This window comes from Pseudomonas sp. NC02 (genome assembly GCF_002874965.1).
Lineage (GTDB): Bacteria > Pseudomonadota > Gammaproteobacteria > Pseudomonadales > Pseudomonadaceae > Aquipseudomonas.
Genome location: NZ_CP025624.1, coordinates 893,886 through 910,177 on the forward strand (window position 1 = coordinate 893,886; position 16,292 = coordinate 910,177).

Here is a 16,292-nt window from a genome sequence, read left to right on the forward strand (position 1 = left end):
CGCTTCGTGCGGGCGCCATGCTTTGGCAGTTTGCCCAGATGCTTTGGGTTGGCGGCCTATGGCTGTTACATATTGGTGTGCTGCCGGCGCTGGGCCTGATTGGCCTGGCACCGTTGCTGATCGATGAGGTCAGCGGATTATTAAGCGCGTTGCTGGTAGGTTTTGCAGCGGCGTGCGTGACGCTTCAGGCGCTGGTGCTGATCAAGGCCGAAGGCTTGGGGAGTCTGTGGCGGGATATTCGCGGGCAACTGCTGTTGATGGCGCTGTATGCGTGCGCAATGTTTTGCGTGGTGCGCATCTTTCTGCCGGAGGCGTTGCGCTGGCAGCTGTTCAGCTATCTTGTGCTAGGGTTTTCCGGGTTGGTGCTGGTTGTACAGCCGGCGCCAGGATGGAGTGGCAGGGCGTGCGAAGCACGCCCGTGACCCTTGTTTCACTTGAAGCGGTGTACGTTCGACAGTTGCTTGTTGGCGCTGAAGTTCTTGCGATACAGCAGCGCCATCTTGCCGATGACCTGAACCAGGTCCGCTTTGCCAGCCTTGCACAGTTCTGCAATAGCTGCCAGGCGCGCCTCGCGATCAAGGATGCTGACCTTGATCTTGATTAGCTCGTGATCGCCCAATGCGCGTTCAAGTTCGGCTAACACACCTTCAGTCAAACCGTTGTCAGCCACAATCAAAACTGGTTTCAGATGGTGGCCAATGGATTTGTACTGTTTCTTCTGCTCTTGAGTGAGCGGCATAATCTGACCCCTGCGTCTGATCTTGTAAAAAGCGGCGGCCAGTTTACCCGAGCGAGTCCGGGACCGCCCAGTTAATCACGACCCGTTTTATTTTCGAGGTGGCCCGTGGCCCGTTCCAAAACTAGCCTTAAGTGGCTGCAAGAGCATTTCAACGACCCTTACGTCAAAATGGCGCAAAAGGATGGCTACCGTTCCCGGGCCAGCTACAAACTGCTGGAGATCCAGGAAAAGGACAAGTTGATCCGTCCTGGCATGAGCGTTATCGACCTGGGTGCCGCCCCGGGTGGCTGGTCCCAGGTGACCAGTCGTCTGATTGGTGGACAAGGTCGTTTGATCGCTTCCGACATCCTGGAAATGGACAGCATCCCTGACGTGACCTTTGTTCACGGCGATTTTACCCAGGACGAAGTGCTGGCACAGATCCTTGAGGCCGTCGGAAATTCGCAGGTAGACCTTGTGATTTCCGATATGGCCCCCAATATGAGTGGATTACCGGCTGTTGATATGCCGCGAGCCATGTTCTTGTGCGAATTGGCACTGGACCTGGCAGGACGGGTACTGCGTCCGGGTGGTGACTTCCTGGTCAAGGTCTTCCAGGGTGAAGGCTTCGACGAGTATCACAAGAACATCCGCAAACTGTTCGACAAGGTACAGACACGCAAGCCTGACTCTTCCCGGGACAGGTCTCGCGAGCAGTATTTGCTGGGTCGCGGCTTCCGTGGCATTGAAGGCGCTGCCAGTGAAGAGCGTTTTTGAGAAATTTGACGGAGGCGATAGGTTTTTTTATATCGCTTTCGTCACGAAGCTTTACGAATATTGTGTAGTCAAAGTTTCACAAAGGGTTACAGACGGCGCCTGCCAGAGTTGTAGGTAATGTAGTAAGTTAGGCCGGTGAATATCATGCGAAGCACGCGCCAGTAGCGGAGCTTGCTTCAGAGGGTAGTTAATTGAACGATATGGCAAAGAATCTGATCCTGTGGTTGATCATCGCGGCTGTCCTCGTGACGGTGATGAACAACTTCTCCAGCCCTAACGAGCCGCAGACCCTCAACTATTCCGACTTCATCCAGCAAGTTAAGGATGGCAAGGTCGAGCGCGTAGCAGTTGATGGCTACGTGATTACCGGCAAGCGCAACGATGGCGACAGCTTCAAGACCATCCGTCCGGCAATCCAGGACAATGGCCTGATCGGCGACCTGGTGGATAACCACGTGGTTGTTGAAGGCAAGCAGCCTGAGCAGCAGAGCATCTGGACCCAACTCCTGGTGGCCAGCTTCCCGATACTGGTGATTATCGCCGTGTTCATGTTCTTCATGCGCCAGATGCAAGGTGGTGCGGGAGGCAAGGGCGGGCCGATGAGCTTCGGCAAGAGCAAGGCGCGCCTGCTTTCCGAAGATCAGGTGAAAACCACCCTGGCTGACGTTGCTGGTTGCGACGAAGCCAAGGAAGAAGTGGGCGAACTGGTTGAGTTCCTGCGCGATCCGGGCAAGTTCCAGCGCCTGGGTGGCCGTATTCCTCGCGGTGTGCTGATGGTTGGCCCGCCAGGTACCGGTAAAACCCTGTTGGCCAAGGCCATTGCCGGCGAAGCCAAAGTACCTTTCTTCACGATTTCCGGTTCCGACTTCGTCGAAATGTTCGTCGGTGTAGGTGCCAGCCGTGTTCGCGATATGTTCGAACAGGCCAAGAAGCACGCTCCGTGCATCATCTTCATCGATGAAATCGACGCCGTTGGTCGCCATCGTGGCGCCGGCATGGGCGGCGGTCATGATGAGCGTGAGCAGACGCTTAACCAGTTGCTGGTTGAGATGGACGGCTTTGAAATGAACGACGGCATCATCGTGATCGCCGCAACCAACCGTCCAGACGTACTCGACCCCGCGTTGCTGCGTCCGGGCCGTTTTGACCGTCAGGTCGTTGTCGGGTTGCCAGACATCCGTGGTCGTGAGCAGATCCTGAAAGTGCACATGCGCAAAGTGCCAATGGGCGACGACGTGGCTCCGGCCGTGATTGCCCGTGGTACTCCAGGCTTCTCCGGTGCCGACCTTGCCAACCTGGTGAACGAGGCGTCGCTGTTTGCCGCCCGTACCGGCAAGCGCATCGTTGAAATGAAGGAGTTCGAGCTGGCGAAAGACAAGATCATGATGGGCGCCGAGCGCAAATCCATGGTCATGTCCGAGAAAGAGAAGCAGAACACCGCTTATCATGAAGCCGGTCACGCCATTGTTGGTCGCGTTGTGCCTGAGCATGACCCGGTCTACAAGGTATCGATCATTCCTCGTGGCCGGGCGCTGGGCGTCACCATGTTCCTGCCGGAAGAGGATCGCTACAGCCTCTCCAAGCGTGCCTTGATCAGCCAGATCTGCTCGCTGTATGGCGGCCGGATCGCCGAAGAGATGACCCTGGGCTTCGATGGTGTTACCACCGGTGCCTCCAACGACATCATGCGTGCCAGCCAGATTGCACGGAACATGGTGACCAAGTGGGGTCTGTCGGAGAAACTCGGTCCTTTGATGTATGCCGAGGAAGAAGGCGAAGTATTCCTGGGTCGCGGTGGTGGTGGTCAAGCTGCCAGCTTCTCCGGCGAGACAGCCAAGCTGATCGACTCCGAGGTGCGCAGCATCATTGACCAGTGCTACGGCACGGCCAAGCAGATCCTCACCGACAACCGCGACAAGCTCGACGCCATGGCTGATGCCCTGATGAAGTACGAGACCATTGATGCCGAGCAGATTGACGACATCATGGCCGGTCGTACGCCTCGCGAGCCTCGCGATTGGGAAGGTGGTTCGGGTACTTCGGGCACGCCGCCAGTGGTACAGAACGAACGCCCTGAAGCCCCGATCGGCGGCCCTGCTGCTGACCATTAAGGTTTGAAATGACTTCTGCGTTGTCCTCGACCCGGTTGCCTTGCGGCAGCCGGGTTCTTGATTTGGCCCATACACACGTTATGGGCATTCTTAATGTAACCCCTGATTCCTTTTCCGATGGTGGTCGCTTCAGTCAGCTTGATGCTGCGTTGCGCCATGCGGAAGCGATGGTGGCTGCCGGTGCGACTCTGATTGACGTCGGTGGCGAATCAACCCGGCCCGGCGCGCGCGCAGTTTCTCCCCTGGAGGAACTGGAACGGGTTGCTCCGATTGTCGAGCGTATCCATCAAGAGCTGGACGTCATCATCTCTGTCGACACCTCGACCCCTGCCGTTATGCGCGAAACTGCGCGGCTGGGTGCAGGGTTGATCAACGATGTGCGCTCTTTGCAGCGCGATGGCGCTCTGGATGCGGCCGCCGCGACGGGGCTGCCGGTTTGTCTGATGCATATGCTTGGCGAGCCGGGCACGATGCAGGACGACCCGCATTACGACAATCTGGTCGGTGAAGTGAAAGGCTTCCTTGCTGAGCGCATGGCTCAATGCGCGGCGGCGGGGATTGCTCCCGAGCGGATAATCCTCGACCCGGGATTTGGCTTTGCCAAGACCTTGCAGCACAATTTAAGCCTGTTCAAGCATATGGAATCCCTGCATGCCCTTGGTCGCCCCTTGTTGGTCGGGGTTTCGCGCAAGAGCATGATAGGTCTGGCGTTGAATCGTCCCGTGGGTGAGCGGCTGCATGGCGGCCTGGCACTTGCGGCACTTGCCGTGGTCAAGGGTGCGCGCATCTTGCGCGTGCATGACGTGGCCGAGACGATAGATGTAGTGCGGATGATCGCAGCGGTTGAATCAGCCGAATAAGAATGATGGAGCACTTATGACTAAAAAGTATTTTGGCACCGATGGCATTCGCGGTCGGGTCGGCGAATTCCCGATTACTCCCGATTTCATGCTCAAGCTGGGCTGGGCCGCCGGCATGGCGTTCCGCAGCATGGGGGCCTGCCGTATCCTGGTGGGTAAGGACACGCGTATCTCGGGTTATATGTTTGAGTCTGCGCTGGAGGCAGGTCTGTCTGCTGCCGGCGCTGATGTGATGCTGTTGGGGCCGATGCCTACGCCGGCGATCGCTTACCTGACACGTACCTTTCATGCTGAAGCCGGTATCGTGATCAGCGCTTCGCACAATCCCCATGATGACAACGGCATCAAGTTCTTCTCGGGCCAGGGCACCAAGCTGCCGGATGAGATCGAGCACATGATCGAAGAGTTGCTGGATGCGCCGATGACCGTCGTCGAATCGAGCAAGCTGGGCAAGGTTTCGCGGATTAACGACGCTTCCGGCCGTTACATCGAGTTCTGCAAAAGCAGCGTGCCAAGCAGCACCAATTTTGCCGGGTTGAAGGTCGTCATCGACTGCGCCCACGGCGCGACGTACAAAGTCGCACCGAGTGTGTTCAAGGAGCTTGGCGCAGACGTTACTGTACTGTCGGCGCAGCCGAACGGCCTGAACATCAACGACAACTGCGGCTCAACCCACATGGGGCAGTTGCAGGCGGCTGTCCTGGCTGAGCATGCCGACTTGGGCATCGCGTTCGATGGTGATGGCGACCGCGTATTGATGGTCGACCACACTGGCGCGATCGTCGATGGCGACGACCTGTTGTTCATCATCGCCCGTGACCTGCATGAGCGTAACAAGCTGCAAGGCGGCGTCGTCGGTACCTTGATGAGCAATCTTGGCCTGGAACTGGCCCTGGCAGATCTGGGGATCCCGTTTGTGCGCGCCAATGTCGGTGACCGCTACGTGATTGCCGACCTGCTGGAGCGTAATTGGCAGGTGGGTGGCGAAAATTCCGGTCATATCGTCTGCTTCCAGCACACGACTACCGGGGATGCGATCATTGCGGCGCTGCAGGTGCTGCTGGCGCTGCGTCGCCGTGAAGAAAGCCTGGCCCAGGCGCGGCAGGCGTTGCGCAAGTGCCCGCAAGTGCTGCTCAACGTGCGCTTTGCAGGCGGTGACAACCCTATCGAGCATCCGGCTGTCAAAGAGGCCAGTGAGCGCGTGACTGCCGCCATGGCGGGGCGTGGTCGGGTCTTGCTGCGCAAGTCGGGTACCGAGCCTTTGGTGCGTGTAATGGTCGAGGGCGAGGACGAAACACAGGTTCGCGGCTATGCCGAAGAGCTGGCAAAACTGGTAACTGAAGTTTGCGCCTGAATTCGGCTTGCCAGTGATGATGTGGTTGGGTAACATCTGCGCCCACTTTGACCGACGAGGTACAGCATGCGTCGCACTATGGTAGCTGGTAACTGGAAGATGCACGGTACCCGCGCCAGTGTCGCTGAGCTGATCAATGGCCTTCGTCATTTGGCCTTGCCTAGCGGTGTTGATGTCGCGGTATTCCCGCCTTGCTTGTATATCAATCAAGTGATTGATGGCTTGAAAGGCAAGTCGATCCAGGTCGGCGCGCAGAACTCTGCGGTGGAATCCATGCAAGGTGCGTTGACCGGTGAGATTGCACCGAGTCAGCTGGTTGATGCGGGTTGCTCCCTGGTGCTTGTTGGGCACTCCGAGCGCCGCCAGATCATGGGCGAGCGTGATGGGACACTCAATCGCAAATTCGCGGCGGCACAGGCTTGCGGCTTGGTTCCGGTGTTGTGCATAGGGGAGACCCTTGAGCAGCGTGAGTCCGGTAAAACTCTTGAGGTTGTCGGGCGTCAGCTGGGCAGCATCATCGAGGAGCTGGGAGTCGGTGCCTTTGCAAATGCAGTAATTGCTTACGAGCCGGTCTGGGCCATTGGCACCGGGCTGACTGCTTCGCCGCAACAGGCGCAGGATGTGCACGCAGCCATCCGCGCGCAGTTGGCGGCAGAGAATTCTGAGGTCGCACGAGGTGTGCGGCTTCTATACGGCGGCAGCGTGAAGGCGGCCAATGCGGTCGAACTGTTCGGCATGCCGGATATCGATGGGGGGCTCATTGGTGGAGCTTCCCTGAATGCAGATGAGTTCGGTGCGATCTGTCGCGCCGCGGGAAACTGAAAAAATGCTGGAAACAGTCATCGTTGTTTTTCATCTGCTGGGTGCACTGGGCGTAGTTGCTCTGGTTTTGCTGCAGCAGGGTAAAGGTGCGGACGCTGGTGCGTCTTTCGGGGCAGGTGCTTCAAATACTGTGTTCGGAAGCCAAGGTTCCTCTACCTTTCTTAGTAAGTTTACTGCTATACTTGCCGCCGGTTTCTTCATAACCAGCTTGGGGTTAGGTTACTTTGCTAAAGAGAAAGCTCATGTGCTGACTCAAGTAGGTCTCCCAAACCCAGCAGTGTTGGAAGTACCAAAAGCAAAACCGGCTTCTGATGATGTCCCGGTGCTTCAAGAGCAAAAGTCGGCTACTCCAGCGACTGACGTACCTCCAGCTCAAGAGCAGAAGTAAGAAGGTTGTAAACGCTGTATTGCCGAGGTGGTGGAATTGGTAGACACGCAACCTTGAGGTGGTTGTGCCCATAGGGTGTAGGGGTTCGAGTCCCCTTCTCGGTACCAATTATCAGGAGAGCCCGCTGTTGCGGGCTTTCTTGTAGGTGGAAGGTTACATTGACCCTGTAAGGGATCGGTCGTATACTTCCGCCCCAGCTTTGTCGCGGGGTGGAGCAGTCTGGTAGCTCGTCGGGCTCATAACCCGAAGGTCGTCGGTTCAAATCCGGCCCCCGCAACCAGTTTTAGCGGAGCCCCTTTTAAGGGGCTTTTTGTTAGCTGGACACTTTCAACGCCGCTGTTCGACGGCGTTTCAAGGATGGGCGTTTCGCCCATTTTTTTATTTTGCACAGCATGCACATACATGCACGAGGGGGTTCAGGTGTCGAGCAAGCTAGAAGAGTTGCAGGCCTTGTTGGCCCCGGTGGTCGTGGCCCTAGGCTATGAATGCTGGGGTATTGAGTTTTCGGCTCAAGGTCGCCACTCAATGTTGCGCGTTTATATCGATAAAGAGGGCGGCGTGCTGGTGGACGATTGTGCCATTGTCAGCCGTCAGATCAGCGGTGTCCTGGATGTTGAAGATCCGATCTCCGTTGAATACACCCTCGAAGTTTCCTCGCCTGGCATGGAACGCCCACTGTTCACTATTGATCAGTTTGCAAAATTTGCCGGTGAACAAGTGAAGATCAAGCTGCGCTCTCCCTTTGAAGGGCGACGCAACTTTCAGGGCCTTCTGCGCGGTGTAGAAGAGCAGGACGTCGTGGTGCAGGTAGAAGACCATGAGTTCCTGTTGCCGATCGATATGATCGACAAGGCCAACATTATTCCCAGTTTTGACTGAGACGCGGATCCCGCGGATCCAATGGCTTGCGAAAGGCGAGGCGTACGATGAGCAAAGAAGTACTGCTGGTTGTTGAGTCGGTATCCAATGAAAAGGGCGTACCGGCAAACGTGATTTTTGAAGCGCTGGAGCTGGCCCTGGCCACTGCTACCAAAAAGCGTTTTGAAGACGAAGTTGATCTGCGTGTGGAAATCAACCGCCACACCGGTGCCTACGAGACTTTCCGTCGCTGGACGGTCGTCGAAGAAGCCGATCTTGATGATCCGGCCATCGAAACCTGGCCGAGCAAGGTTGCTGAAACGCATCCGGGCGCCCAGGTCGGTGATGTCGTCGAAGAAAAGATCGAATCCATCGAGTTCGGCCGCATCGCTGCACAGACTGCCAAGCAAGTCATCGTGCAGAAGGTCCGCGAAGCCGAGCGCGCTCAAGTCGTTGACGCTTATCGCGAGCGCCTGGGGGAAATCATCTCCGGCACCGTGAAAAAAGTCACCCGCGACAACGTGATCGTCGACCTGGGTAACAACGCTGAAGCGTTGCTGGCCCGCGAAGACATCATTTCCCGCGAAACTTTCCGGGTTGGCGTGCGCTTGCGTGCGCTGCTCAAGGAAATCCGCACCGAGAACCGCGGCCCTCAGTTGATCCTGTCGCGTACCGCGCCGGAAATGCTGATCGAGCTGTTCCGCATCGAAGTGCCGGAAATTGCCGAAGGCCTGATCGAAGTCATGGCTGCGTCCCGCGATCCGGGTTCACGCGCCAAGATCGCGGTCCGCTCCAAGGACAAACGCATCGACCCGCAAGGCGCTTGCATTGGTATGCGCGGTTCGCGCGTCCAGGCAGTGTCGGGCGAATTGGGCGGTGAGCGTGTGGACATCGTCCTGTGGGACGATAACCCTGCGCAGTTCGTGATCAACGCAATGTCGCCTGCTGAAGTGGCGGCAATTATCGTTGACGAGGATGCCCATGCAATGGACATCGCCGTTGGCGCAGACAATCTGGCTCAGGCCATCGGTCGCGGTGGTCAGAACGTACGTTTGGCCAGCCAGTTGACCGGCTGGACCCTGAACGTGATGACCGAATCGGACATCCAGGCTAAGCAGCAAGCAGAAACCGGTGACATCCTGCGCAACTTCATCGACGAGCTGGAAGTCGACGAAGACCTGGCACAGGTGCTGGTAGATGAAGGCTTCACCAGCCTGGAAGAGATTGCCTACGTACCGTTGGAAGAAATGCTCAACATCGACGGCTTTGACGAAGACACCGTCAACGAGCTTCGCGCTCGGGCCAAGGATCGTTTGTTGACTAAAGCCATCGCTACTGAGGAAAAGCTGGCAGACGCCCATCCGGCCGAAGACCTGCTCTCGCTTGAGGGTATGGACAAGGATTTGGCGATGGAACTGGCGGTGCGCGGCGTAATTACCCGCGAAGACCTGGCCGAGCAGTCTATTGACGACCTGCTCGACATCGACGGCATTGACGATGATCGTGCCGGCAAGTTGATCATGGCCGCCCGAGCCCATTGGTTCGAGTAATTAGGCGCGGCCTGAGGAGAGAAGTGCATGACGCAAGTCACGGTGAAACAACTGGCCGATGAGGTCAAAACACCGGTAGAGCGCCTGTTGCAGCAGATGCGTGAGGCAGGTCTGCCGCACACCGCCGCCGATGAAGGTGTGAGCGATAGTGAGAAGCAGTCTTTGCTGACTCACTTGAAGAGCAGCCACAAGGCGAAAGTGGAAGAACCGCGCAAGATTACATTGCAGCGCAAAACCACCAGCACCCTGCGTGTTGCTGGCAGCAAGAGCATCAGCGTTGAAGTACGCAAGAAGAAAGTCTTCGTACAGCGCAGCCCGGAAGAAATCGAAGCCGAGCGCAAACGCGAACTGGAAGAACGTCGCGCAGTAGAAAATGCTGCTCGTCAGAAGGCTGAAGAAGAAGCCAAGCGTCGCGCCGAAGAAGAAGCGCGTCGCCAGCCTGCTGCTGCGCAACCTGCTAACACTGAGGCCGTTGCTGCGCCTAGCGCGCCTGTTGAAGCTGTTCGTGAGGCCGCTCCGGTTGCCGCCGCGCCAGCTCCTGCAGCCGACGCTCGCAAACGCGAAGAACCTCGCCGCCCGGACAAACCACGTGCCGACGATAACAATCGTCGTGGCAGTGGCGATGGTGAGCGCAAAAACGCTCCACATCGTGCTTCGGTCAAAGAGAAGGCGCCAGCGCCACGCGTTGCCCCACGTACTACCGACGAAGAAAGCGACAGCTTCCGTCGCGGTGGTCGCGGCAAGGCCAAGTTGAAGAAGCGCAACGCCCACGGTTTCCAGAGCCCAACCGGCCCTGTCGTGCGTGATGTGCAGATCGGCGAGACCATCACTGTTGGCGACCTCGCCAATCAGATGTCGGTCAAGGCTGCTGAAATCATCAAGTTCATGTTCAAACTGGGTACCCCAGCGACCATCAACCAGGTACTGGACCAGGAAACTGCCCAACTGGTTGCTGAAGAACTGGGCCACAAAGTGACCCTGGTCAGCGACACCGCCCTGGAAGATTCCCTGGCCGAGTCCCTGAAGTTTGAAGGCGAGACTTTCTCCCGTGCGCCAGTCGTGACCGTAATGGGCCACGTTGACCATGGTAAGACCTCGCTGCTCGACTATATCCGTCGTGCCAAGGTAGCTGCAGGCGAAGCCGGCGGCATCACCCAGCACATCGGTGCATACCACGTTGAAACCGAACGCGGCATGGTCACCTTCCTCGACACCCCTGGTCACGCCGCGTTTACCGCCATGCGTGCCCGTGGTGCCAAGGCGACTGACATCGTGATCCTGGTAGTTGCAGCGGACGACGGCGTAATGCCACAGACCATTGAAGCTGTCCAGCACGCTAAAGCCGCTGGTGTTCCTCTGGTTGTTGCAGTGAACAAAATCGACAAGCCGGGCGCCGATCTCGATCGCATCCGTAGCGAACTGTCGGTTCACGGCGTGACTTCCGAAGAGTGGGGCGGTGATACGCCATTCGTTTCGGTTTCGGCGAAAGTCGGTACCGGTGTAGACGAACTGCTTGAAGCTGTCCTGCTGCAAGCCGAAGTTCTCGAACTGAAAGCAACCCCATCGGCCCCGGGTCGTGGTGTTGTGGTTGAATCGCGTCTCGACAAGGGGCGTGGCCCGGTTGCAACCGTTCTGGTTCAAGACGGTACCCTGCGCCAAGGCGACATGGTCCTGGTCGGTTCGAACTATGGCCGTGTACGTGCCATGCTCGACGAGAACGGCAAGCCAATCAAGGAAGCCGGTCCTTCCATCCCTGTCGAGATCCTCGGCCTGGACGGTACCCCGGACGCTGGCGACGAGATGAGCGTGCTGTCGGACGAGAAGAAAGCCCGTGAAGTGGCTCTGTTCCGTCAAGGCAAGTTCCGCGAAGTCAAGCTGGCCCGTGCTCACGCCGGCAAGCTGGAAAACATCTTCGAGAACATGGGCCAGGCAGAGAAGAAGACGCTTAACATCGTCCTCAAATCTGACGTTCGTGGTTCCCTCGAAGCGTTGAACGGCGCCTTGAATGGCCTGGGTAACGACGAAGTGCAAGTGCGTGTGGTCGGCGGCGGTGTCGGTGGTATCACCGAATCCGATGCCAACCTGGCGCTGGCCTCCAACGCTGTACTGTTCGGCTTCAACGTGCGTGCCGATGCTGGCGCACGGAAGATCGTCGAGCAGGAAGGCCTGGACATGCGTTACTACAACGTCATCTACGACATCATCGAAGACGTCAAGAAAGCCCTCACCGGCATGCTTGGCAGCGACGTCCGGGAGAACATCCTGGGTGTGGCCGAGGTGCGTGACGTGTTCCGCTCGCCGAAATTCGGCGCGATCGCCGGTTGCATGGTTATCGAAGGTGTTGTGCACCGTAACCGTCCAATCCGTGTACTGCGTGAAGACATCGTTATCTTCGAAGGCGAGCTGGAATCCCTGCGCCGCTTCAAGGATGACGCTTCCGAAGTACGTGCCGGCATGGAATGCGGTATTGGCGTCAAGAGCTACAACGACGTCAAGGCGGGTGACAAGATCGAAGTCTACGAGAAGGTCCAGGTTGCTCGCAGCCTCTAACTCGCGTACTTCAAGGGCCACACAGCGCCCGGGCATGCAAATGCCTGGCGCTGTGTCCGGACTCTAAACGCAACGCCCGGTCTGGCTTTTGTCAGGCCGGGCGTTTGCCGCTTTCAGACCCCACGGGTTTCACCGTGTGGCAGCAACAGGTAACAAGACATGGCAAAAGAATACAGCCGTACCCAACGTATCGGCGATCAGATGCAGCGTGAGCTGGCACAGCTGATCCGTCGTGAAGTAAAAGACCCACGTGTTGGCCTGGTCACCATCACCGCCGTTGAAGTCAGCCGTGACGTTGGTCACGCCAAGATCTTCATCACCGTGATGGGCCAGGACAACAGCGAAGAAATCGCGCAAAGCATCAAGGTGCTCAACTCCGCCGCAGGTTTCCTGCGTATGCAGTTGGCCCGTGAAATGAAGCTGCGCAGCGTTCCTCAGTTGCACTTCCACTACGACGAAAGTGTCGTGCGTGGCGCGCACCTGTCGGCACTGATCGAGCGGGCCGTGGCTGAAGACAATCAGCACCCGGAATCCGCCACGCCTGAAGACGCCAAGGAGTAATCGGTGGCTCAGGTCAAACGTATCCGTCGTAATGTCAGCGGCATCATTCTGCTCGACAAACCCATTGGTTTTACCTCCAATGCGGCGTTGCAGAAGGTTCGCTGGCTGCTCAATGCCGAGAAGGCAGGGCACACCGGCAGCCTCGACCCCTTGGCCACCGGCGTGTTGCCGTTGTGCTTCGGCGAGGCCACCAAGTTTTCGCAATACCTGCTCGATTCCGATAAGGGCTACGAGACCCTGATGCAACTGGGCAAGACCACCACCACGGCAGACGCCGAAGGTGATGTTTTGCAGGTTCGCGAGGTGACCGTTGGTCGTGCTGATATCGAAGCTGCCTTACCTGCTTTTCGTGGGCAAATCAGTCAGATACCGCCGATGTACTCGGCTCTCAAGCGTGATGGCCAGCCTCTTTACAAGCTGGCACGTGCAGGGGAAGTGGTGGAGCGCGAACCGCGTTCTGTTACTATTGCGCGCTTGGAATTGCTCGCCGTTGAAGGCGACACTGCCCGGTTGGCGGTGGACTGCAGCAAAGGCACCTATATCCGTACCCTCGTGGAAGATATCGGTGAGCAACTAGGCTGTGGCGCATACGTTGCAGAACTGCGACGCACCCAGGCAGGCCCTTTCACCCTGGCCCAGACGGTCACGCTGGAAGAGCTGGAAGCAGTGCATGCCGAAGGCGGCAACGAAGCGGTTGATCGCTTCCTGATGCCATCGGACAGCGGTTTACTGGATTGGCCATTGCTGCACTTCTCGGAGCACAGCGCGTTCTACTGGCTTAACGGCCAGCCGGTACGTGCACCGGATGCCCCGAAGTTCGGCATGGTGCGGGTACAAGATCACAACGGTCGCTTTATCGGTATCGGTGAAGTGAGCGAAGACGGGCGCATCGCGCCGCGTCGACTGATTCGGTCAGAATGACCGAAACCAGTTTGTGGTAAAAGCGCAGTAGCTTTTACTCAAACTGGAACGAGGGTGGCTGTTAGCAGGCATGGTCACTACTCATTTTTAGATACAGGGATTTGTCCCTGGCCTGTTGAAACTGCCCTTTGGGTGGTTTCCTGAAAAAAGGATTGCCTCATGGCTCTCGACGTTCAAGAAAAAGCACAAATCGTTGCTGACTATCAGCAAGCTGTTGGTGACACTGGTTCGCCAGAAGTGCAAGTTGCACTGCTGACCCACAACATCAACAAGCTGCAAGGTCACTTCAAGGCCAACGGTAAAGATCACCACTCCCGTCGTGGTCTGATCCGCATGGTAAACCAGCGCCGTAAGCTGCTGGACTACCTGAAAGGCAAGGATCTGGGTCGTTATCAGACTCTGATCGGTCGCCTGGGTCTGCGTCGCTAATAAGCGATTGCGCTAGAGGTTGGTTGGCTGTCGTGTGTCAGTGGGTTTCCCGCTGGCCCATGGCAGGCTTCCAGCCTCAAGTTTTATCTGGATACACGTTTTACCCTGGACAGGCGTTGGGCCGATTCCCGACATTGCCCAAGAATTTCGCAAGAAGACAAGTTCCCCAAGAGCCACAAAGAAGGTAGGACACCGTGAACCCGGTTATCAAAAAATTCCAGTTCGGTCAGTCGACCGTTACCCTCGAGACAGGCCGTATCGCCCGTCAAGCCTCCGGCGCAGTGCTGGTTACCGTTGACGACGACGTCACCGTATTGGTGACCGTTGTAGGCGCCAAGACCGCTGACCCAAGCAAAGGCTTCTTCCCTCTTTCCGTTCACTACCAGGAAAAGACTTACGCTGCCGGTAAGATCCCTGGTGGTTTCTTCAAGCGTGAAGGCCGTCCTTCCGAGAAAGAAACCCTGACTTCCCGACTGATCGACCGTCCGATCCGTCCGCTGTTCCCAGAAGGCTTCATGAACGAAGTGCAGGTTGTCTGCACCGTCGTTTCCACCAGCAAGAAGACCGATCCGGACATCGCTGCGATGATCGGTACCTCGGCGGCCCTGGCCATCTCCGGTATTCCTTTCGATGGCCCGATCGGCGCTGCCCGTGTTGCATTCCACGAAAGCACCGGCTACCTGCTGAACCCGACTTACGAACAACAGAAAGCTTCGAGCCTGGACATGGTCGTTGCCGGTACTTCGGAAGCCGTGTTGATGGTTGAATCGGAAGCCAAAGAGCTGACCGAAGACCAGATGCTGGGCGCTGTACTGTTTGCTCACGACGAGTTCCAGGTTGTGATCAACGCTGTCAAGGAACTGGCCGCTGAAGCTGCCAAGCCAACCTGGACCTGGGCTCCTCAGCCAGAAGCTACCGCACTGCTGGGCGCTATCCGCTCCGAGTTCGGCACCGCTATCTCCGACGCCTACACCATCACCATCAAGGCCGACCGTTACGCTCGCCTGGGTGAGCTGAAGGACCAGGTTGTTGCCAAGCTGTCCGGTGAAGAAGGCCAGCCTTCTTCCAGCGAAGTCAAAGCAGCCTTCGGCGAAATCGAATACCGCACCGTTCGCGAAAACATCGTTAACGGCAAGCCACGTATCGACGGTCGCGACACTCGCACCGTACGTCCGCTGAACATCGAAGTCGGCGTTCTGCCAAAAACCCACGGTTCGGCCCTGTTCACCCGTGGCGAAACCCAGGCCCTGGTTGTTGCAACACTGGGTACTGCCCGTGACGCACAGCTGCTGGACACCCTGGAAGGCGAGAAAAAAGACCCGTTCATGCTGCACTACAACTTCCCTCCGTTCTCGGTAGGTGAGTGTGGTCGCATGGGTGGCGCTGGTCGTCGCGAAATCGGTCACGGCCGTCTGGCCCGTCGTTCGATTGCAGCCATGTTGCCTGCCGCCGACGTGTTCCCGTACACCATTCGTGTTGTGTCGGAAATCACCGAGTCCAACGGTTCCAGCTCCATGGCTTCGGTCTGCGGCGCTTCCCTGGCTCTGATGGATGCCGGCGTTCCGATGAAGGCACCGGTTGCCGGTATCGCCATGGGCCTGGTTAAAGAAGGCGAGAAGTTCGCCATCCTGACCGACATCCTGGGCGACGAAGACCACCTGGGCGACATGGACTTCAAAGTAGCCGGTACCGCCAAAGGTGTTACCGCGCTGCAGATGGACATCAAGATCAAGGGCATCACCGAAGAAATCATGGAAATCGCTCTGGGCCAAGCCCTGGAAGCGCGCCTGAACATCCTCGGTCAGATGAACCAGATCATTGGCCAGTCCCGTACCGAACTGTCGGAAAATGCTCCGACCATGATCGCGATGAAAATCGACACCGACAAAATCCGTGATGTTATCGGTAAAGGCGGCGCGACCATTCGTGCGATCTGTGAAGAGACCAAGGCTTCGATCGACATCGAAGACGACGGCTCGATCAAGATCTTCGGCGAAACCAAGGAAGCGGCTGAAGCGGCACGTCAGCGCGTCCTGGGTATCACTGCTGAAGCCGAGATCGGCAAGATCTACGTCGGTAAGGTTGAGCGCATCGTCGACTTCGGCGCATTCGTCAACATCCTGCCGGGCAAGGACGGTCTGGTTCACATCTCCATGCTGAGCGATGCTCGCGTTGAGAAAGTGACCGACATCCTGAAAGAAGGCCAGGAAGTGGAAGTGCTGGTACTGGACGTGGACAACCGCGGCCGTATCAAGCTGTCCATCAAGGACGTAGCAGCAGCCAAGGCTTCGGGCGTTTAATCACCCCGTCGCTGCAAGCTGAAAAAGGACTCTTCGGAGTCCTTTTTTTATGCCTGCGGGAAACTGTCGCGAAATCAGGCGTTTAGCCATACC

Annotated in this window: 15 protein-coding genes and 2 tRNA genes; 16 read left to right on the forward strand and 1 reads right to left on the reverse strand. The window is 57.5% G+C overall.

Annotated features, from left to right (window positions below; genetic code table 11):
* Window positions 1-17: 17 nt before the first annotated feature.
* Window positions 18-422: a hypothetical protein gene (locus tag C0058_RS03990; protein ID WP_003212207.1), complete on the forward strand. Its 405-nt coding sequence runs from the start codon at window positions 18-20 to the stop codon at window positions 420-422.
* 8 nt (window positions 423-430) lie between these two features.
* Here C0058_RS03990 and yhbY read toward each other — a convergent pair whose 3' ends face one another.
* Window positions 431-739, reverse strand: a complete 309-nt coding sequence (gene yhbY / locus C0058_RS03995) for a ribosome assembly RNA-binding protein YhbY (protein WP_003212205.1) — start codon at window positions 737-739, stop codon at window positions 431-433.
* 105 nt (window positions 740-844) lie between these two features.
* Here yhbY and rlmE point away from each other — a divergent pair, with 105 nt between their 5' ends.
* From rlmE to pnp, 15 genes are all read left to right on the forward strand, one after another.
* Complete coding sequence (gene rlmE, locus C0058_RS04000) at window positions 845-1,495, forward strand: 23S rRNA (uridine(2552)-2'-O)-methyltransferase RlmE (RefSeq protein WP_003212203.1); 651 nt, start codon at window positions 845-847, stop codon at window positions 1,493-1,495.
* Between the two features lie 200 nt (window positions 1,496-1,695).
* Complete coding sequence (gene ftsH / locus C0058_RS04005; RefSeq protein ID WP_008436840.1) at window positions 1,696-3,606, forward strand: ATP-dependent zinc metalloprotease FtsH; 1,911 nt, start codon at window positions 1,696-1,698, stop codon at window positions 3,604-3,606.
* Window positions 3,607-3,614: 8 nt separating this feature from the next.
* Entirely contained in the window at window positions 3,615-4,466 is an 852-nt protein-coding gene (gene folP, locus C0058_RS04010) for a dihydropteroate synthase (RefSeq protein WP_102368079.1), read from the forward strand.
* 16 nt (window positions 4,467-4,482) lie between these two features.
* Window positions 4,483-5,820 (forward strand): phosphoglucosamine mutase, encoded by a 1,338-nt coding sequence (glmM, locus tag C0058_RS04015; protein WP_003212196.1) that lies wholly within the window; start codon window positions 4,483-4,485, stop codon window positions 5,818-5,820.
* 66 nt (window positions 5,821-5,886) lie between these two features.
* A complete protein-coding gene (gene tpiA / locus C0058_RS04020) occupies window positions 5,887-6,642 on the forward strand; it encodes a triose-phosphate isomerase (protein WP_003212194.1) in 756 nt (251 codons plus the stop codon).
* A 4-nt stretch (window positions 6,643-6,646) separates the two neighbouring features.
* A complete protein-coding gene (gene secG / locus C0058_RS04025) occupies window positions 6,647-7,030 on the forward strand; it encodes a preprotein translocase subunit SecG (protein WP_026078118.1) in 384 nt (127 codons plus the stop codon).
* Window positions 7,031-7,051: 21 nt separating this feature from the next.
* Window positions 7,052-7,137: transfer RNA gene (locus C0058_RS04030), tRNA-Leu, on the forward strand.
* 96 nt (window positions 7,138-7,233) lie between these two features.
* A tRNA-Met gene (locus tag C0058_RS04035) sits at window positions 7,234-7,310 on the forward strand.
* Between the two features lie 140 nt (window positions 7,311-7,450).
* Window positions 7,451-7,909: a ribosome maturation factor RimP gene (gene rimP / locus C0058_RS04040; protein ID WP_003235029.1), complete on the forward strand. Its 459-nt coding sequence runs from the start codon at window positions 7,451-7,453 to the stop codon at window positions 7,907-7,909.
* 47 nt (window positions 7,910-7,956) lie between these two features.
* A complete protein-coding gene (gene nusA / locus C0058_RS04045; protein WP_003212187.1) occupies window positions 7,957-9,438 on the forward strand; it encodes a transcription termination factor NusA in 1,482 nt (493 codons plus the stop codon).
* Between the two features lie 27 nt (window positions 9,439-9,465).
* Entirely contained in the window at window positions 9,466-11,988 is a 2,523-nt protein-coding gene (infB, locus tag C0058_RS04050; protein WP_003212186.1) for a translation initiation factor IF-2, read from the forward strand.
* Between the two features lie 159 nt (window positions 11,989-12,147).
* Window positions 12,148-12,549: a 30S ribosome-binding factor RbfA gene (gene rbfA / locus C0058_RS04055; RefSeq protein ID WP_003212184.1), complete on the forward strand. Its 402-nt coding sequence runs from the start codon at window positions 12,148-12,150 to the stop codon at window positions 12,547-12,549.
* A 3-nt stretch (window positions 12,550-12,552) separates the two neighbouring features.
* Window positions 12,553-13,470 (forward strand): tRNA pseudouridine(55) synthase TruB, encoded by a 918-nt coding sequence (gene truB, locus C0058_RS04060; RefSeq protein WP_102368080.1) that lies wholly within the window; start codon window positions 12,553-12,555, stop codon window positions 13,468-13,470.
* 159 nt (window positions 13,471-13,629) lie between these two features.
* A complete protein-coding gene (rpsO, locus tag C0058_RS04065) occupies window positions 13,630-13,899 on the forward strand; it encodes a 30S ribosomal protein S15 (RefSeq protein ID WP_003177875.1) in 270 nt (89 codons plus the stop codon).
* 194 nt (window positions 13,900-14,093) lie between these two features.
* Entirely contained in the window at window positions 14,094-16,199 is a 2,106-nt protein-coding gene (pnp, locus tag C0058_RS04070; RefSeq protein ID WP_003212180.1) for a polyribonucleotide nucleotidyltransferase, read from the forward strand.
* Window positions 16,200-16,292 lie beyond the last annotated feature (93 nt).